General features: G+C 68.1%; 18 protein-coding genes. 1 reads left to right on the top strand and 17 read right to left on the bottom strand.

Annotated features, from left to right (window positions below):
- Positions 1-82 precede the first annotated feature (82 nt).
- From E5790_RS00100 to hisS, 17 genes are all read right to left on the bottom strand, one after another.
- Positions 83-3,040 (bottom strand): TonB-dependent receptor, encoded by a 2,958-nt coding sequence (locus E5790_RS00100; protein ID WP_111206155.1) that lies wholly within the window; start codon positions 3,038-3,040, stop codon positions 83-85.
- Between the two features lie 352 nt (positions 3,041-3,392).
- Entirely contained in the window at positions 3,393-4,124 is a 732-nt protein-coding gene (locus E5790_RS00105) for a copper homeostasis protein CutC (RefSeq protein ID WP_111206154.1), read from the bottom strand.
- Positions 4,121-5,119, bottom strand: coding sequence for a N(4)-(beta-N-acetylglucosaminyl)-L-asparaginase (locus E5790_RS00110; RefSeq protein ID WP_136191650.1), 999 nt, complete (start codon positions 5,117-5,119; stop codon positions 4,121-4,123). The genes E5790_RS00105 and E5790_RS00110 overlap by 4 nt, the downstream gene beginning before the upstream one ends.
- Positions 5,120-5,170: 51 nt before the next feature.
- Complete coding sequence (locus E5790_RS00115) at positions 5,171-6,193, bottom strand: glucokinase (RefSeq protein ID WP_111206153.1); 1,023 nt, start codon at positions 6,191-6,193, stop codon at positions 5,171-5,173.
- Positions 6,194-6,277: 84 nt separating this feature from the next.
- Complete coding sequence (locus tag E5790_RS00120; RefSeq protein WP_046430369.1) at positions 6,278-6,562, bottom strand: hypothetical protein; 285 nt, start codon at positions 6,560-6,562, stop codon at positions 6,278-6,280.
- Positions 6,563-6,598: 36 nt separating this feature from the next.
- Entirely contained in the window at positions 6,599-8,188 is a 1,590-nt protein-coding gene (locus tag E5790_RS00125; protein WP_111206152.1) for a calcineurin-like phosphoesterase family protein, read from the bottom strand.
- Between the two features lie 98 nt (positions 8,189-8,286).
- On the bottom strand, positions 8,287-8,907 hold the full coding sequence (gene hisIE / locus E5790_RS00130; protein WP_014646954.1) for a bifunctional phosphoribosyl-AMP cyclohydrolase/phosphoribosyl-ATP diphosphatase HisIE: 621 nt from the start codon (positions 8,905-8,907) through the stop codon (positions 8,287-8,289).
- Positions 8,897-9,673: an imidazole glycerol phosphate synthase subunit HisF gene (gene hisF / locus E5790_RS00135; RefSeq protein WP_111206151.1), complete on the bottom strand. Its 777-nt coding sequence runs from the start codon at positions 9,671-9,673 to the stop codon at positions 8,897-8,899. The genes hisIE and hisF overlap by 11 nt, the downstream gene beginning before the upstream one ends.
- On the bottom strand, positions 9,667-10,401 hold the full coding sequence (gene hisA, locus E5790_RS00140) for a 1-(5-phosphoribosyl)-5-[(5-phosphoribosylamino)methylideneamino]imidazole-4-carboxamide isomerase (RefSeq protein ID WP_111206150.1): 735 nt from the start codon (positions 10,399-10,401) through the stop codon (positions 9,667-9,669). The genes hisF and hisA overlap by 7 nt, the downstream gene beginning before the upstream one ends.
- Complete coding sequence (gene hisH, locus E5790_RS00145) at positions 10,398-11,000, bottom strand: imidazole glycerol phosphate synthase subunit HisH (RefSeq protein WP_032957991.1); 603 nt, start codon at positions 10,998-11,000, stop codon at positions 10,398-10,400. Before hisH ends, hisA begins: the two co-directional genes overlap by 4 nt.
- On the bottom strand, positions 10,997-12,070 hold the full coding sequence (gene hisB / locus E5790_RS00150) for a bifunctional histidinol-phosphatase/imidazoleglycerol-phosphate dehydratase HisB (RefSeq protein WP_014646950.1): 1,074 nt from the start codon (positions 12,068-12,070) through the stop codon (positions 10,997-10,999). Before hisB ends, hisH begins: the two co-directional genes overlap by 4 nt.
- Positions 12,067-13,161 (bottom strand): histidinol-phosphate transaminase, encoded by a 1,095-nt coding sequence (hisC, locus tag E5790_RS00155; RefSeq protein ID WP_049440829.1) that lies wholly within the window; start codon positions 13,159-13,161, stop codon positions 12,067-12,069. The genes hisB and hisC overlap by 4 nt, the downstream gene beginning before the upstream one ends.
- Complete coding sequence (hisD, locus tag E5790_RS00160) at positions 13,158-14,453, bottom strand: histidinol dehydrogenase (RefSeq protein WP_111206149.1); 1,296 nt, start codon at positions 14,451-14,453, stop codon at positions 13,158-13,160. Before hisD ends, hisC begins: the two co-directional genes overlap by 4 nt.
- Positions 14,450-15,361 carry an ATP phosphoribosyltransferase gene (hisG, locus tag E5790_RS00165; protein ID WP_111206148.1) on the bottom strand — a complete coding sequence of 304 codons (912 nt, stop codon included), beginning with the start codon at positions 15,359-15,361 and terminating at the stop codon, positions 14,450-14,452. Before hisG ends, hisD begins: the two co-directional genes overlap by 4 nt.
- A gap of 34 nt (positions 15,362-15,395) precedes the next feature.
- Positions 15,396-15,704 carry a YerC/YecD family TrpR-related protein gene (locus E5790_RS00170; protein ID WP_005416326.1) on the bottom strand — a complete coding sequence of 103 codons (309 nt, stop codon included), beginning with the start codon at positions 15,702-15,704 and terminating at the stop codon, positions 15,396-15,398.
- A 198-nt stretch (positions 15,705-15,902) separates the two neighbouring features.
- Positions 15,903-16,169, bottom strand: coding sequence for a hypothetical protein (locus E5790_RS00175; protein ID WP_229653757.1), 267 nt, complete (start codon positions 16,167-16,169; stop codon positions 15,903-15,905).
- 26 nt (positions 16,170-16,195) lie between these two features.
- Positions 16,196-17,593, bottom strand: coding sequence for a histidine--tRNA ligase (gene hisS / locus E5790_RS00180; RefSeq protein ID WP_111206147.1), 1,398 nt, complete (start codon positions 17,591-17,593; stop codon positions 16,196-16,198).
- Between the two features lie 127 nt (positions 17,594-17,720).
- On the opposite strand from hisS, the gene E5790_RS00185 reads away from it, so the two are divergent.
- Positions 17,721-18,473 carry a helix-turn-helix domain-containing protein gene (locus E5790_RS00185; protein ID WP_010482595.1) on the top strand — a complete coding sequence of 251 codons (753 nt, stop codon included), beginning with the start codon at positions 17,721-17,723 and terminating at the stop codon, positions 18,471-18,473.
- Positions 18,474-18,549: the final 76 nt, after the last annotated feature.

Here is an 18,549-nt window from a genome sequence, read left to right on the forward strand (position 1 = left end):
CAGCCTGTCCGCATTTCCTGAATGGGCACCCGGGTGTCCATATCCACGCATGGCGTGGACCTACCGGCGGAGGCAGGTCACCTCAGAAGGTGAACACATACTCCAACGCGAACTCGCGGCCGACCGCGCCCAGCAGGCGGGTCGGAGCGAAGTCGTAATCCAGCTTGTACGGGTCCTTGTGGTTCCAGCTGGCGGCGTTGAAGGCGTTGTTGACGTACACGTTTACCTTCGCGTGTTCGGTCAGCTGGTAGCCCACGTTGAAGTTCCAGGTGATGAACGGCCCCACTCGACCGTAGTAGCGCGCCGTCTGCTGCCCGGCGTTGGGGTTCGGGTTCACCGAACCATCCGGCAGCCGTGCCGGCTCCAGGCAGTTCAGCGACGGGCTGTCACTGGGCACGTAGCCATCGGCGAACGGCAGGCAGCCACCAGGGTTGTCCAGGCGGTCGGTACCCCAGTGGTAGCGCACGCCCGGCACCGAACCGATGCGGTCGGCATAGACGTTGGCGTTCCAGTTGCCGCGCTGCCAGGCCAGGCTCGCGCGCAGCTTGCTGCGCAGGTCGCGATCGCGGCGTTCCGGATTCGGGTCGGCGGCGTAGCGTTGCTCCTTGGTCGAGATCTGGTTGGTGTAGTTCACGCCCAGCTGGAAGCTGCCCCACCGCGCGGTTTCCAGGCGATAGCGCGCGGTCAGGTCGATGCCGCGCACCTCGCGGCTGGCCAGGTTGAACGGGCCGCGCTCGATCGATACCAGGCGACCGTTGCTGTCACGGTTCACGCGGGCCAGGATGCCGGCGCAGTACTCGCCACCGGCCGGGTTGGCCCATGGCGTACCGTCCATGTTCTTGCCGGTCAGGCAGCCGGCCTCGCTGGCCAGCACCTCATCGGCGCCGACGTCGACGATCATGTCTTCCAGCTTGATCGCCCAGTAGTCGGCACTGACCGACAGGTTCGGCAGCACGTCCCAGACGAAGCCGACCGTCCACGAATCACCGGTCTCCGAGCGCAGCAGCGGCGTCCCACGCCGGTTCACGTCGAACGTGTACCAGACGTCGGTGTTGCCCACGCCACAGTTGTTGACCAGGTACGCGCCGCTCTGGATGCAGCGCAGGCGGTCATAGGTCTGCACTTCCGAACTGCTCGGCTGGCCCAGCAGGTAATGCATGTCCGGCGCATGGAAGCTGGTGGCGTATGAGCCACGCACCAGCAGCGATTCGACCGGGCGCCATTCCAGGCCGACGTTCCAGGTGGTTTCCTTCTGGCTGCCGATGTCCAGCGCTTCGCTGCTGTCATCGGCCTTGTAGTTGCCATAGCGGTCGTAGCGCGCGGCCGCAGTGGCGGTCACGCTGTCCAGCAGCGGGATCTTGAACTCGACGCCGGCCGAGTAGCGGGTACGCTCACCGCCGCCGCGATCGACATTCTGCAGGTCGAAGTCGATGCCAGCGCGCGGGTCCGGACTGAGGTGATAGCCCTGCTGCGCCACTTCAGCCACCGCCGCAAACGAAATCGGGCCGGCCCAGCCCTGGAACAGCTCGCCGGTGATATCCGCCGACGCCTGGTTGACCCATGACGCCGCGCGGTTCTTCGCCACGGTCCCCATCTGCCAGTACTGGTCCGGCGTCAGCGGGTTCCACCAGCGCGATTCGTTCAACGCAAAGATCGCCTCGCCATCGGCGGTGGTGCCCAGGCGCGGGCCAAGGAAGTAGTCATACGACTTCTGCTTGTCGACCACGTTCTGCCGTTCTTCCACGCGGTAATAGGAACGCCCCACCGTGGCACTCCAGTCAAAACGGTCGGCCAGGCGCCCGCGCAGGCCCGCGCTCCAGTCCCAGGACAGTTCGCGGTTGGTGTTGCGCAGCGTATCCAGGCCCCCGACTTCGTTCGGGGTGAACTGGCGCACGCCCAGGATCGGCCGGTTGCGGTTGGCATCCCAGTAATAGCCGTTGTCATCGTCGATCAGCGACACGCCGGGCGGATTGGTGCCCCAGATCGCTTCGGAGCGATACACCGCCAGGTTGGTCCAGGCCTGCAGGTCATTGCTGAAATCGAAGGTGGCGTACAGGTTTCCGGACACGTTCTCGGCGCCGCCGGTAAGCAGCCAGTTGGCGTAGTCGGCGCTCATGCCGCACAGGCGGCCGGTGTTGGTGATGCGGTTGGCGGCGTAGTTGTAGACCAATCGATCGGCGGTGTAATACTCGCCGTCGAATTTTTCGCAGGTGCCGGTGGGCGGCGCCAGGCGCTGGCCCGTGGTCGGATCGATCAGCGCCAGACCGGCGGTGGGACGGAAGCCGACCTTGCGTTGTTCCATGTTCCAGGACGGGTACGGCGCATCGTCGGCATCGTCCATCTGCGGGCGATCACGCCCGAACAGCGGGTCGCGCTTGGTGTACTGCAGCGCGTAGGTCACGCTCCAGTTGTCGCCGGTCTTGCCACCGGCCCAGGACAGATCCCAGGTATCACGTCCGCCTTCGCTGGAAGTGCCGCCGCGCACGCGCACTTCGTCGCCGTCGTAGTTGGTTTTGAGGATGACGTTGACCACGCCGGCGATCGCATCCGAACCGTAGATGGCCGAGGCGCCACCGGTCAGCACTTCAATGCGCTCCACCGCCGCGGCCGGAATGTTGCCGTAGTTGGAGAAGTTGGTTTCGCCACCGTAGGGCAGCGGGTAATCCGCTACACGACGGCCATTGACCAGCAGCAGCGAGCGGTTCGGGCCCATCCCGCGCAGGTTCAGGCCGCTGGCATTGGGCGTATGCGAGCCCCATTGCGATGCGGCTTCAACGGTGCCTGTGGCCTCGGTGAGGGTCTTCAGCGCGTCGTACACGCTGACAAAGCCTTCCTTCTGGATCTGCGCGGCGGTGATCACGTTGACCGGCGCCGGGCCCTCGACGCTGGCGCGCTTGATGCGCGAGCCGGTGACGGTGACCGCGTCCAGATCCTTGGTGGACGAACTGGCAGCTTCCTGCGCGCTGGCTGCCAGCGGCAACAGGGCCAGGATCAGGGCCTGGGACAGCAGGTGGCGACGCTTGTGGACGATCTGAGCCATGGGTGGTTGCTCTTCGAAGATGTGGACGCACGGGCGGACGGTGGCGCGGCACTACGACGGATCCAGGCGCTTGGATCGGTTCACGACCGATATGGCACCTCCCCTGTGGATCGATCCAAACTAAAGCACAGCTGAACCACGCCCGGCATGCGGCAACGCAGCAACAGCCGGCGAGATGCCGCTATCGGCTGCCGGTGTCCAGAACAATCAAAGAGTTGCGACGCATCGCTGACAGAACGGCGCACGAAGTAGTGACATGATCACGACAATCGCGCGCGGAACGGTTTTGTCCGTCGCGGGACAGCCCCGGGGTCAGAGCCCTTCTGCGAAGGGATCCGACCCTGGGCAGCGATCAGCCGTCCAGCGCCTGCCGCAGCGCGGCCACGGTAGCGGTGGCGGTCTGGCTCCAGTCCGGGTCCAGCCCGCGCAGCGCCGGGTTCTGGAACTGCATCGCCGAGCGGCGCAGGCCTTTTGCGGAGGCGTGCAGTTCGGTACAGCCGGTCTGCCGCGCGACGGTTGCGATGTTGCCCGCGGCCAATCCGGCGCCAGCCATCACCGTGATGCGCCCCGCCGCCTGGGTGACCAGGCCCGCCAGCACATCGGCACCGGCCTCGGCGCTGGCCTGCCCGCCCGAGGTCAGCACGCGCTGGCAGCCCAGCCCGATCACCTGCTCCAGCGCCGCCGGCAGATCGCGGGCGGCGTCGAAGGCGCGATGGAAGGTCACCTGCAACGGCCCGGCGGCCTGCACCAGTTCCCGGCACAGCGCCAGGTCGATGCCGCCCTGCACGTCCAGCGCGCCGATCACCACGCCATCGCAACCCAGCGCGCGGCACTGCGCGATGTCACGCAGCATCAGTTCGGTTTCCAGCGCGTCGTAGTGGAAGTCGCCCGGGCGTGGCCGCACCAGCACGAACAGCGGAATCGACAGGCGCTCGCGGGCCATCGCGATGCTGGCGAACGACGGCGTGGTGCCGCCCTCGGCCAGGTTGTCGAACAGTTCGATGCGGTCGGCGCCGCCAGCCTGCGCGGCCAGCGCCGAGGCCAGCGAGTTGCTGGCGATCTCCAGGGTCAGCCGCGTACTCACGCCTGGGTGCTCGTGTAGATCGACGGCGAGTCACGCAGGTCATCCTGGCGCTGCGCATCGCACACCGCATAGACGAAGCCACGATGCAGCGCGTAGGCACCGACCTCGCCCTGCTTGTTCATGGCCAGGAAGCACACCTGCAACGTTCTGCTCGCTTCCGGGCGCTTGCGCACCACGCGGTCGATGGCTTCACGGCAGGCCTGCGCCGGTGAACGCCCCTGGCGCATCAGCTCGACCACCAGGAACGAAGCCGCGTTGCGGATCATCTCTTCACCCACCCCCGAAGCAGTGGCCGCGCCGACGTCGTTGTCGACGTACAGACCGGCGCCGATGATCGGACTGTCGCCAACGCGACCGTGCAGTTTCCACGCCATGCCGCTGGTGGCGCAGGCACCGGCCAGCTGGCCCTTGGCGTCCAGTGCCAGCATGCCGATGGTGTCGTGGTTGTCGCTGTTGCCGGGAATGCCACGGCGCTCGGCATTGATCTGCGGCTGGTACTTCTCGGTCTTCAGCCACTCGCGCCAGGCCGCTTCGGCCTGCGGCGTCAGCAGATGCTTGCGCTCGAACCCCTGCTGCACCGCGAACTGCTGCGCGCCCTCGCCGACCAGCAGCACATGCGGGCTGTTCTCCATCACTTTGCGGGCCACCGACACCGGATGCAGGATGTCCACCAGCGCGGCCACTGCACCACAACGGCCATCGCCGTCCATGATGCTCGCATCCAGGCTCAGCACGCCGTCGCGATCCGGATTGCCGCAATGGCCAACGGTAGGGTTGCACAGCTCGCTCTCGGCCCAGCGTGCGCCCGCCTCCACCGCATCCAGCGCGCTGCCACCCTGCGCCAGCACCTTCCATGCGGCCTGGTTGGCCGGTACGCCGAAGTCCCAGGTGGAGACCACCCGGGCCCCACCCTGCGTGCGCGCCTGCACGCCCGGCAATGCCGCCATGCCTGCGGCCAGTGCACCGGCCTGCAGGAACTGCCTGCGATCCACCATTTTCCCCTCCCAGTCTGCAATGCACGGCCGGCCCGATGCCAACCCTGCCGATCAGTCGTGCGTGGGCTGCCGTGCGGCGTGCCAGACCGCTGCGCCGAGCACGCCCAGCTGGCCATGCTCCACGCGCCACACCGGCACCTGGCGCAGCACCTCGGTCAGCACGCCCTTGTTGAGGAAGCGCTCACGGAAGCGGCCATCGGCCAGGAAATCCTGCACATGCGCGGAAATGCCACCGGCCAGGTACACCGAGCGCGCGCCGACGGCGATCGCCGCGTCGCCGGCCAGGCTGCCCAGCCACGCACAGAAGACCTGCAACGTTTCCACCGCCAGTGCATCCTCACCGCCACGCGCGGCGCCGATCAGCGCCTCCGTACTGTTCCACACCGGGGTGACGCCGCGCAGTTCGCACAGGCACGGATACAGGTTCATCAGGCCGCTGCCGGACAGCACGCGCTCGTTGTCCACGTGCGGCCAACGCTGCAGCAGACGGCCCAGCACCTGCAGTTCCAGCGCGTTGCCGGCGCCCAGCGCGGCATGACCGATCTCGCTGGCCAGCACCGGACGCTCGCCATCAGCGAAACGCAGCGCGGCGCCCAGCCCGGTACCCGCGCCCAGTACCAGCGCCGGGAAGGCCTGCGCCGGATCGGCGTCGCCGTTCAGTGGCACCAGGGTTTCCGGCTGCAGGTAGGGGATGGCCAGCGCCACCGCTTCGAAATCATTGATCAGCTGCAGTTCGTGCAGCCCGGACTGCGCGCGGGTGGCCGACAGCGAGACCGTCCACGGCAGGTTCGAGTTGATCAGCACATCGCCATCCAGCAGGCCAGCGATGGCGACCACCGCGGTCTGCACCGGGTGGCCGAGGCCGGCGGTGAAATCGGCCAGGATTGCGGCCAGGCTGGAATGCTCGGCACAGGCATAGGTACGGTGGTTGCCCAGCAGCGGCGTCTGGCCGGGTCGGGTTTCCGCCAGCGCGAGCCGGGCAAAGGTGCCGCCGACATCGGCGACGACCAGACGGCGCGGAAGACCGCCGCGGGCGGAGTCGGAGGAAACCGTTGACGCTGCTGCGATGGTCACGCTGGCCTGCTTGGATCGATTGAATCGCCCCGATTCTCAGGCATCGGGGCGGCTTTGCCTAGCGCGCCGGTGGTTCAGGTGAACCTACATGCCTTCCTCTTCGGCCACCTGCACCCCATCCACCAGCACGCGCAGGCGCTGCGGGCGGAAGCCGGCGAACAACAGCGGCCGGGTGCGCTCGACCAGCACTTCGTGGCCGGCGATGTGGCGCAGCCACGACTGTACCAGCGAGAACGAGAAGTGGGTGCCCGGATGCAGCGGGTGCTGCACCCAGACCTTCTCGGTGGCGCTCTGCAGCAGCATCGCGCCGGTGAACCAGTGGCGGCTGAGGGTCACCGGCGTGGTGCCGGCCATGAAGCGGATATCCATGCGGGATCCTTTCGCTGGAGCGCTGGTGCGTGGGGGTCAGGGCTGGGCAGTCTGCAGGCTGTAGCTGGTGGTGGCGGTGAACACTGCGCCATCAGGCTGGGTGGAGCGTACTTCGACCTTATGGCTGCCCACTGCAAGATCGGTCGGCAGCGCGCCGCGCCACAGGTGCGGCGACGCAGTGGCCTCGGGCGAACGGTCGTAGCCGCGCAGGCTGCTGGCCAGATCATCGGCCACGTTCTCCACCATCAGGCGCGGGTCGGGCTGGCTGACCTGCTTCATCGGCTGCCAGGCGCCGCCATCGACACGGTACTCGACCACGCTCCGATCCTCGCCCATGTAGACGTTGGCGTAGACACCCCACGCCGGGTAGGCCCCCTGGCGCAGCACCTTCGGCGCGTGCAGGCCGATCTGCTCGCTGGCCGGCCTGCCGGCCACGCGGTACTGCAGGCGATAGCTGCCGTTGCCGGCCACGTCGAGCAATGCATAGCCCTTCGGCGTGCCGTCGCTCATGGTGCTGTCCGGCACGCCAGCGGCATTCTTCACGCCCGACCAGAACGCACCGCAGTTGGCACCGACGTTGTATTCGTGCAGCGGCTTGTCGCCGTTCCAGCCCTCGGCCTTGCCGTGGTAGACGTGCTGCTGGGTGTGGCTGTGGCCGCTGAGCACCAGTACGTTGCGGAAGTCCTTCAGCAGGTCGAACAGGCGCTGGCGGTCAGCATGGCGGAAGGTCTCGCGCCCCGGCGCCGCGTCGAACAGCGGGATGTGCATGCCCAGCACCAGCAGGCGGTCCTTGTGCAGGCCCTTCAGGTAGCTGGCGAGGAAGGCGAACTGGTCTTCGCGCAGGCCGCCGACGTACTTCGGCCTGGCCTTGGGGTCGTACACCACGTCGTCCAGGAACACGAAACTGGCGCCGCCCTCTTCCACCGCGTAGGTGTCCGGGCCGTAGATGTTGCGCCAGCTGTCCAGTGAGTGTTCGTCGCTGGCCGCATCGAAGTCGAGGTCATGGTTGCCCGGCACGTGGAACCACGGCACGCCGAGTTCGGTGGTGACCTTGTTGATCGCCGGGTACAGGGTCAGGTCGTCGTTGACGATGTCGCCCAGGGTGGTGCCCATGCGTGCCCTGGTCTGGCCGACCAGTGGCGCCACGATCGACTGCTGGTAGTAGCCGATGTCCTTCAGGCTGGCGGTCTGCGAATCGGTGAATACCAGCATCTGGAAACCACGACGGCTGTCATGCCGATCCGACTGCAGGGCGAAGTCCCAGTTGCGGGTGACGTCGCTGGTCGCGGCGATGCCGCCGTACTTCAGCGCCGGCGAGCCGTTCGGGCGGTAGTGGCGCCAGAACGAAGGCAGGCCGTCCGCCGCCTTCGGGAAGGCGTAGGCATCGGGCTTGATCACGAATACGGTCTGGCCGTCGCGCACCGGCAGGCTGTAGCTGCCGTCAGCGGCAGTCTTGACGATGGTCTCGCCGTTGGAAACCTGCACCCCGGCCAGGCCCGGATCGGTCGCACCGCGGCCGGGCTTGCCGTCACGCTCCAGATAGACCTTGCCGCTGACCACGGTGTCCGCGGCCCAGGCCGGCGAGGTCAGCAACAGGCAGCACAGCCAGGCGGCAGGCAGTTTCATGGGCGGTCCGGGAAAGAAGAAGACCACCTATTGTAGAGCCGAGCCATGCTCGGCTGCATTGCAGAGGTGGGTGCGGACCGTTGGTCCGTACGCCTTCCTCAACGATGGCGTTTTTCCAGCACCGCGCGCGCATCATCCAGCGACAGCCCGCGCGCGCGCAGCAGCACCAGCAGGTGGTACAGCAGGTCCGACGCCTCGCCCAGCAATGCCTCATCATCCTGCGCCACGGCGGCCAATGCGGTCTCCACGCCCTCCTCACCCACCTTCTGCGCGATGCGGCGGATGCCGCCTTCAAACAGGCTGGTGGTGTAGCTGCCGGGAGGGCGCTGCGCGTCACGCATGGCCACCAGCTGGCCCAGCCCACCCAGGAAATCCTTCGGCGCCTGGTCGAAACAGCTCTCGGCACCGGTGTGGCAGGTCGGCCCGGCCGGGCGCGCCATCACCAGCAGCGTATCGGCGTCGCAGTCGACACGGATCGACTGCACCACCAGCACGTTGCCGGACTGCTCGCCCTTGGTCCACAACCGCTGCTTGCTGCGGCTGAAAAAGGTCATGTGGCCGATGGCCAGCGTAGCCGCCAGCGATTCGGCGCTGACATAGCCCAGCATCAGCACCTGCAGGGTATCGGCATCCTGCACCACGGCCGGCAGCAGGCCGTCGCCCTTGCCCCAGTCCAGCGCCTGCAGCGCATCCAGCGATGGCCTCACTTCAATAGACATCCCGCACCTCGATCTGCTGTCCGCGCAGGTAGCGCTTCAATTCTGGAATGGCGATGGCGCCGCTGTGGAACACACTGGCCGCCAACACACCGTCGACGTCGGCCTGGTCGAAGGCGTCGGCGAAGTGCTCCATCGCTCCGGCACCACCGGAGGCAATCAGCGGCACCTGGCACAGCGCCCGCGCCTGCTGCAGCTGCACGACATCGTAGCCACGGCGCACACCGTCGCTGTCCATGCAGTTCAGCACGATCTCACCGGCTCCACGCCGTTGCGCTTCGACGATCCAGTCGAGCGTGCGCAGCGGCACCGCCTGGGTCTTGTCCGGATCGCCGCTGAAACGACGCACCCGCCATTGCCCGTCGGCCTCGCGCACCGAATCGACCCCCACCACAACGCACTGCACGCCGAACTCGTCCGCCAGCTCGGTGATCAGCTCCGGCCGGCCCAGCGCCGGCGAATTGATCGACACCTTGTCGGCACCGGCGAACAGCACGCGGCGCGCGGTTTCCACGCTGTCGATGCCACCGGCCACACAGAACGGAATGTCGATCAGGCGCGCGATGCGCTCGATCCAGGCGACGTCAACCGACCGTGCCTCGGGACTGGCGCCGATGTCATAGAACACCAGCTCGTCCGCGCCCTGGTCGCGATAGCGCTGTGCCAACTCGGCGATGTCGCCCATGTCGACGTGATCGCGGAAGCGCACGCCCTTGACCACGCGGCCATCGCGCACGTCCAGGCACGGAATGATGCGGCGGCTCAACATGCCAACGCCTCGCTCAGGTCCATGCGCTGCTCCAGCAGTGCCTTGCCGAGGATGGCACCGCCGCAGCCGGCAGCACGCGCCTCGGCCACATCGGCCACGTCACGGATGCCACCGGACGCCTGCACCACCACACCCGGCAACAGCGCCGACAGGTGCTGGTAGAGGCTGATGTTGGGCCCGGCCAGCATGCCGTCGCGGGCGATGTCGGTGCACAGCAGATGGCGCATGCCGGCGCGCGCGTAGCGCCGGGCCAGGTCATCCAGGGTCACCCCGGCGTTCTCGGTCCATCCGTGCACCGGCAGCTGCCACTGCCCCTGTGCGTCCTGGCGCGCGTCCAGCGCAATCGTGATGCGATCGGCGCCGAATTCCTCCAGCCAGCCGACCACTTCATCGGGACGACGCACCGCCAGCGAACCCACCACCACGCGGCCGGCACCAGCGTCGAGGATGCGCGCCACATCGTCGCGGCCGCGCACGCCACCGCCGGTCTGCACCTGCAGCGGGGTCTGCGCACGAATGGATGCCAACAGCGGCGCCAGCGTGTAGCCACCGGCCCGTGCGGCATCCAGGTCGACCAGATGCATCCACTGCGCGCCCTGCGCGGCGAAGGCCTGCGCCCGCGGCAGAGGGTCATCCCCATAGGAGGTTTCCTGCGCGTAGTCGCCCTGGCGCAGCCGCACCACGCGGCCGTCGCGGATATCCAGCGCGGGGTAGACGATGAAACTCATGCAGCAGTGCCCTCGAGGAAGTTGCGCAGCATCAGCGAGCCGGTCTCGCCGGAGCGCTCGGGATGGAACTGTGCGCCGTAGTAGCGCCCCTGCTCCACCACGGCGGTGAACAGGCCACCGTGGTCGCAGGCAGCGACGGTGTGGGTATTGAGCGGCGCCGCATAGCTGTGCACGAAGTAGGCGCTGGCGCGTTCCGGCACGCCCTGCAGCAACAGCGATTCGCGCAGCGGCAGCAGGCGGTTCCAGCCCATGTGCGGCACGCGGATGCCACAGGCCGGCACCAGCTTGCGTACCACGCCCGGAATCAGTCCCAGTGTCTCTACGCCCGCTTCCTCGGAGCGTTCGAACAGCAGCTGCATGCCAAGGCAGATGCCCATCAACGGCACCTCAAGTCGCTGCAGCGGTTCCACCAGGCCCTGAGCGTGCAGGCGCTGCATGCCGGGACCGGCGGCGCCGACGCCGGGCAGGATCACCCGCCGCGCACCAACCAGGCCGTCCGCATCGCGCACCAGCCGCACCGTCGCGCCCAGGCGCTCCAGTGCGTAGCGCACCGAGCCCAGGTTGGCGCCACCGGCATCGATCAGCGCAACATCGCTCACAACGCCCCCTTGGTACTCGGCAGTGCCGTGCCCTGCCGGGCCAGCGCCGGACGCAGCGCGCGCGCCAGCGCCTTGAAGCAGGCCTCCACCTTGTGGTGATCGTTGTCGCCGCGCACCTGCAGGTTGAGGTTCAGACCGCTGGCATCGCACAGCGAACGGAAGAAGTGCGGCACCAGCTCGGTCGGCATATCGCCCACGCGCTCGCGCTTGAACTCGCCCTCGAACACGAAATAGGGACGGCCGCTGAAGTCCAGCGCAGCGCTGGCCAGGGTCTCGTCCATGGGCAGGGTGAAGCCGTAACGGCCAATGCCGCGCTTGTCGCCCAACGCCTCGCGCAGGGCCTGGCCCAGGGCCAGCCCGGTGTCCTCGATGGTGTGGTGCTCGTCGATGTGCAGGTCACCCTCGGCCTGGATGTCCAGCGCGAAGCCGCCGTGCTTGCCGATCTGCTCCAGCATGTGGTCGAAGAACGGCAGGCCGGTGGCAATGCGTGCATCGCCCGCGCGGTCCAGGTCCAGCTCAACGCGGATCTTCGTTTCTTTGGTGTTGCGCTGGACAACGGCGGTGCGCGGCGCGTCGGCCAGCGCATGGGCGATGCCCGGCCAGTCCCACTCCCCACCAAACTGCGCGGTGCGCAGCTGGAAACCACGGATGTTGAGGTTGGCGGCAAACTGCAGGTCGGTGATCCGGTCACCGACCATGCCCGAGCGTGCCCAGTCGATGCTGCGGTCCTGCAGGTAGGCGGTCATCAGGCCGATGCCCGGCTTGCGGGTCGGCGCATTGTCCTGCGGCCAGCTGGAATCGATCAGCACGTCACGGAAGGTGATGCCCTGGCTCTCGAAGATCTGCAGCATCAGGTCGTTGGGGCCATCGAAGCTGGCGCGCGGGTAGCTGTCGCTGCCGAGGCCGTCCTGGTTGGTGACGATCACGAACTGGTAGCCGGCATCACGCAGCTTCAGCAGCGCCGGGATCACCTGCGGCACGAAGCGCAGCTTTTCGTAGGCGTCGATCTGGAAGTCGGACGGCTCCTCGATGAGGGTGCCATCGCGGTCAATGAACAGGATCGGGGTCATGCTGCGGCCCTCCGCGCCGACAGGGCCGCAAGCACGCGGTCATTCTCTTCGGGGCTGCCGATGCTGATGCGCAGCGCATCACCCAGCTGCGGCGCAGCGCGCTGGTCGCGCACCACCACGCCCGCAGCCAGCAGCGTATCGAACGCGGACTGGGGATCGGCGAAGCGGACCAGCAGGTAGTTGCCGGCCGAGGCATACACCCGGCACACGCCGGGCAGGCCGACCAGGGCTGCACGCAGGCGCTCGCGCTCGGCGATCACCGTGGTCACGCGCTCGGCGGTGCGCGCCAGCGCGGCCGGCTGCAGTGCCTGCACGGCCAGTTCCGCGCACGGCGTCGGCACCGGGTACGGCGCCTGGCAGCGACGCAGCAGGGCAATCAGCTCCGGGGCAGCGATCAGCGTGCCAACGCGGGCGGCCGCGAGCGCGTGCGCCTTCGACAGCGTGCGCAGCACCGCCAGATTGGCGTGCGCGGCCAGCAACGTGGTCGCCGACGGCCGTTGTGCATACTCGACATAGGCCTCGTCCACCACGACCAGCGCCTGCCCGCGCAGCGCAACCGCCACGCGCTCGACCTCATCCAGGGCGATGTCACTGCCGGCCGGGTTCGACGGCGCACACAGGAACACCAGCTTGGCACCCTGCGCCTTGGCCGCGTCGATCACCGCATCCAGATCGGTGCGCAGTCCATCCTCGCTGTCCACCAGCGGCACTTCAATCAAGGCGGCACCCTGCAGGCGAGCGCAGACGGCGTACATGCCAAACACCGGCGGCGTGACCAGCACGCCATCGCGACCCGGCACGCACAGCGCGCGCACCAGCAGATCAATGGCTTCGTCGCTGCCGCGACCGATCAGCAGCTGCTGTGGCGTCACGCCGTACAGCGCCGCCAGTCCCTCGCGCAGCGCGAGCGGCTGCGGCTCCGGATAGCGCCGGCTGCTGCCTGCGGGATCGGCCGCATTGGCCCAGGCCGACTCATTGGCATTCAACCAGACCTCGCCCTGCACCGCCGCGCTGCGTGCCGAGCTGTAGCCGGCGAAGGCCTGCAGGTCCGGGCGCACCAGTGCCAGCACCTCATCGATCGCCGCGCTCATGCCGCCACCTCCATGCGCAACGCAACGGCACGCTCGTGCGCATCCAGGCCTTCGGCACGGGCGATGATGCGCGCGCAGCCGCCGATCGCGGCCAGGCCGGCGGCGCTGGCGCTCTGCACGCTGATCAGGTTCTGGAAGCTGGCAACGCTCACGCCGCTGTAGGCACGCGCGGCACCGGCGGTGGGCAATACGTGGTTGGTGCCGCTGCAGTAGTCACCCAGTGCTTCGGGGGTGTAATCGCCCAGGAACACCGAGCCGGCCGCCTGCACCTTGTCCAGCCATGCGCGCGGATCACGCAGGGCCAGGATCAGGTGCTCTGGTGCATAGCGGTTGCTGATCGCGAACGCCTCGGCCAACGCATCGACCAGGATCAGCCGAGACGCCGACAAGGCCTGCCGTGTGATCTGCTGGCGCGGCAGCAGGGCGACCTGGCGCTCCACCTCGGCTTCGACCGCGGCCAGCATCGCCGCATCTTCGGTCAGCAGCAGCACCTGCGAATCCGGGCCGTGCTCGGCCTGCGACAGCAGGTCGGCGGCGACGAACGCCGGATTGGCGCCAGCATCGGCAATCACCAGCACCTCCGAAGGACCGGCAGGCATGTCGATGGCGGCGGCGCCGTCCTGTGCGACCTGCTGCTTGGCTTCGGTAACGAAGCTGTTGCCCGGCCCGAACAGCTTGTCGCAGGCCGGAATGCTGGCCGTGCCATAGGCCATCGCCGCGATCGCCTGCGCGCCGCCCAGCTTGAACACGCGCTGCACGCCGGTCAGGCGGGCGGCTACCAGCACTGCCGGATCGGCACTGCCGTCGGCGCGCGGCGGGGTGCACAGCACCACCTGCGGGCAACCGGCCAGCTGCGCCGGAACGCCCAGCATCAACGCGGTGGACGGCAACGGCGCGCTGCCAGCCGGTACGTACAGGCCCACCCGGCCGATCGGGCGCAGCATGCGTTCGCAGACCACGCCCGGCGCGGTTTCAACTGCATAGCCTTTGCCCATGCCAGCGGCGTGGAAGCGCGCAATGCGTTCGGCGGCGTCCACCATCGCCTGTCGCAGTTCGGCGGGCACGGCGGCTTCGGCAGCGGCGAATTCGGCTTCGGAAACTTCAAACGAGGCCAGCTCGACGCCATCGAAACGCGCCGTAATCGCACGCAGCGCATCGTCGCCCTGTGCACGCACCTGCGCGATCAGGGCCGCTACGGCATCGCGGGTCTGCTGCGCCACGGCCTGCACCGGGCGGGTCAATGCCGCGCTGCGCGCGGCCTCATCAAGTCGGGACCAGATCAGACGGTTCATGCCAGCGATCGCTCCACGCTCAGTACCATCAGGCCCTGCGCGCCCGCGCGCTCGAGTTCTTCCATGCGCTGCCAGCTCAGCGGGCCGGGGCACATGGTCTGCAGGCGCAGCGCGCCACCATCGGCCGGCAGCCGCACCAGCGGCTCGGCATCGGCCAGCAGCTGCGCCAGCGCGTCGACGCGATCTTCGCTGGCACGGAACATCAGCAGCTTGCGGTCCTGGCGCTGCACCACGCCGTCGAGGCGGCGCAGCAGCATCGCGCGCAGCGATGCACGTGCGTCATCCGGCACGCGCATCGCACCAGCCAGCACCGCCTCGCTGTCGAGCAGGTTGTGTACCGGGGTCAACTGGTTGGCACGCAGCGTGGCGCCGCTGGAGACCAGATCGCAGATCAGGTCGGCGGTACCCAGGCGCGGGGCGATTTCCACCGACCCGGACAGCTCGACCACCTGCGCGTCCACGTCCTGCTCCGCCAGCCACTGCTTGAGGATGGCCGGGTAGCTGGTGGCGATGCGGGTGCCGGCCAGCTGCGCCGGACCCTGCCACTGCCATTCCTCGGGCACCGCCAGCATCAGCCGGCACTGGCCGAAGCCCAGCCCGCGCAGCGCCTGGTAGGCGTCCGGCAGGCCGATCTGGCGGCGTGCCGCGGCCTGCTCGTCCAGTTCATTGCGACCGACGATGCCGAGGTCGCAGACGCCATCGGCGATCAGGCCGGGGATGTCGTCGTCGCGCACCAGCAACAGGTCCACCGGCAGCGATTCGCCGTAGCAGAACAGCTTGTCGCGGCTTTCGCGCCAGCTCAGGCCACAGGCGCTGAGCAGGTTGCGGGCGGGCTCGGCCAGCCGGCCACTCTTCTGGATGGCGATACGCAGCCGGTCTCGTGCCGGCGCTGCCTGGGATGCACTCATGGGGGAGGTCTCGAAGTTCGGAACGGGGCGCGCATCAGCGCGAAGCAAGGCGGTCGATGGCGGCGGCATAGCCTCGATGGCCATGCTCGAGCGTGCGTGCCACCCGTCCGGTGGTGGTCACGCTGACGCCGGTGCGCTCGTGGATCTCGCGGTACGGCACGCCCTGCTGCAGCAGCGGCACCACCTTCCAGCGGTCGGCCATGGCCTCCAGCTCGGCCGGGGTGCACAGGTCGCGCAGGAATGCCTCGACCTGCTCCGGCTCGCGCAGCGCGGCAAAGGCCCGGGCCAGGGCTTCCAGGTCGGCCTTCGGGTCTTTGGCGGCAATCTCGGGGCGGGCTTTCACGGGGTCGGGTCCATGCATCAATGTAATAGCGCGTTAGTACATTAGCGCATTCTTGCGCAGTGCGTCAAATCGGAGCCTGATGGGGTCAGGTCCGTTTTCCAAAGGAAAACGGATCTGACCCCTGGACCGGATGCCGGAAATGCAGAACGCCCACCAAAGGGCGGGCGTTCTGCTTTCAAATCAACAACCTGGCTCGACTCAGGGCAGGCAACGCACCTCCGCCTGCAGCGTCCCGCGCCGCGGGCACTCCCCGAACAGGCTGCCCTGCCGGCTCGGCAGGGACTGGATGTTCTGCAACGCCCCTGCACCCGCCGGGCACTTCCGCGAGGCCAGGGCCCGCAGGTCGCCCTCAAGCTGCGCGCGGTCGATCACGTGACAGCGATCAACCTGCAGCCGGTACTGCGCCGGGCCCAGCCGATCACTGCGCAGCACCGGGTCACTCTGGCAGCCCGCCAACAGGAGCACGGTGAGTACCCCTGCGACGGCCGGCTTCACACCATCGCCCTGGACTGCTCCAGCTCCACCAGCAGGGTGCTGGCCAGCTCGTCGCGCGACACTTCGAACTGCTGTTCACGCAGCAGGTCCTTCACCGCCACCACGCGGCGCGCGAGCTCGTCTTCACCGGCCAGCACCACGAAGCGGATGCCGGCCTTGGCCGCGTACTGGAACTGCTTGCCGATCTTCTTCGGCTCCATCTGCACTTCGGTATTGATGCCACCGGCGCGCAGGCGGCGCGCGATGTCCAGCGACTGCGGCATGCCCTGCTCGTCCATCAGCGCCACCAGCGCCTGCACGCTGCTGGCTTCGATGCCGTCGATCAGGCCCGCCTCGCGCAGCTGCCAGAACAGGCGCGACAGGCCGATGGAGATACCCACGCCCGGCAGCTTCGACTTGCTGTAGTGGCTGGCCAGGTCTTCGTAACGGCCGCCCGAACAGATCGAGCCGATCTGCGGGTGGTCGGTCAGCGTGGTCTCGTAGACGGTGCCGGTGTAATAGTCCAGGCCGCGCGCAATGGAGAAGTTCAGGCAGTATGCGGTTTCCGGCACGCCCAGCGCCTGCACCAGCTGCAGCACTTCGCGCAGTTCGGCGACGCCGGTACGCAGGATCTCCGAAGAACCGGCGTCGGCTTCCAGCGTGGCCAGTTGCGCCAGCGCATCGGCATGGCCCTGCGAACGCACAGCGACGAAGGCCAGGATCTTCTCGACCTGTTCTGCCGGGATGTTGAAGCCCTCGCCCACCAGCGTCTCGCGAACGTAATCGGCGCCACGCTTGTCCAGCTTGTCCACTTCGCGCAGCACCGCCAGCTGGCGCTCGCCTTCAGCCACGCCCAGGCTCTCGAAGAAGCCGCGCATCAGCTTGCGGTTGTTCAGCTGGATGCTGAAGTCACCGATGCGCAGTTCCGAGAACACCGCATGGATGACCGCCAGCACTTCAGCGTCGTACCGCACGCTCAGGCTGTCCTTGCCGATCACGTCGATGTCGCACTGGTAGAACTCGCGGAAACGACCGCGCTGGGCACGCTCGCCGCGGTACACGCGCTGCATCTGGTAACGGCGGAACGGGAAGGTCAGTTCGTGTTCGTGCTCGGCCACGTAGCGTGCCAGCGGCACGGTCAGGTCGAAGCGCAGCGCCATTTCCGGCAGCGAACGGTCGCCCGACTCGGCCGCGTTGGCCAGCGCGCCGGTGGACTGCACGAAATACACCTGGCGCTCGGTCTCACCACCGGACTTGGTCAGCAGCACGTCGGACAGCTCGAACACCGGCGTCTCCACCGGCAGGAACCCGAAGCGCTCGTAGTTGCGGCGGATGACGTCCAGCATGCGCTGGAACGCAATCTGCTCGCGCGGCAGCAGCTCAAGGGTGCCGGGCGGGGTACGGGGCTTGATCACGGGCGGAACTCCTGCTGGAACGGGACGTGGGAGGGGGCAACATTCTAGCGCCCCCGCCTCCGGCAGGGTCGAACGGCCGCTTGAAGTATCATAAGGCCCTCCCCGCCCGCGATACGCCCCCCGCAACATGTCACGGCCTTCCGGCGCTCCGCCCGCCACCAACGATCCCGCCTCGCCGTCCTGCACCACGCTGGACTGCCTGCACTGCTCGGTTCGGCACCTTGCGGTGTGCTCGGCGCTGTCGCCAGACGAAGTGCAGGCGCTGGAACAGGTCACCGTCTCGCAGCAGGTCAGCATGGGCAGCACGCTGGCCCGCACCGGCGAAGAGCGCGACCATGTCTATACATTGACCGCCGGCGCACTGCGCCTGGTGCGCACCCTGGCCGACGGCCGGCGCCAGATCAACGGTTTCGTGCTGCCCGGCGACTACCTGGGCCTGAGCGGCAGCGACCACCATCGCTACGACATCGAGGCCATCGCCGACAGCCGCGTGTGCCGTGTCGCGCTGCCACAGATGAAGGCCCTGCGCAGCCGCTTCCCGCACCTGGAGCGCAAGCTGCTGCAGCGCGCCTGCCAGGAACTGGATGCCGCACAGGATGCTGCGCTGGCGCTGGCACGCCTGCAGCCGGCCGAGAAGCTGGCCGATTTCCTGCTGCGCCTGGCCGCGCGCGAGGCCAAGCTGGGGGGCGACGGCCTGCGCGTGTCGCTGCCGATGGGCCGCGGCGATATCGCCGACCATCTGGGCCTGACCATGGAAACAGTCAGCCGCACCTTCACCAAGCTGCGCCAGCAGGGGCTCATCGCCCTGCCCCACCTGAACGTGGTGGAGATCCTCGACGAGGATGGGCTGCGCACGCTGGCGGGTGAAGGGTTGATCTGACCGTATCGCGGTTGGTTGGGTTGCCGGCCAGCGGCCGGCACTACCGGAAGGATGCAACACGGGTAGTGCCGGCCGC

This window comes from Stenotrophomonas sp. PAMC25021 (assembly GCF_004795795.1).
GTDB classification, from domain to species: Bacteria; Pseudomonadota; Gammaproteobacteria; order Xanthomonadales; family Xanthomonadaceae; genus Stenotrophomonas; species Stenotrophomonas muris.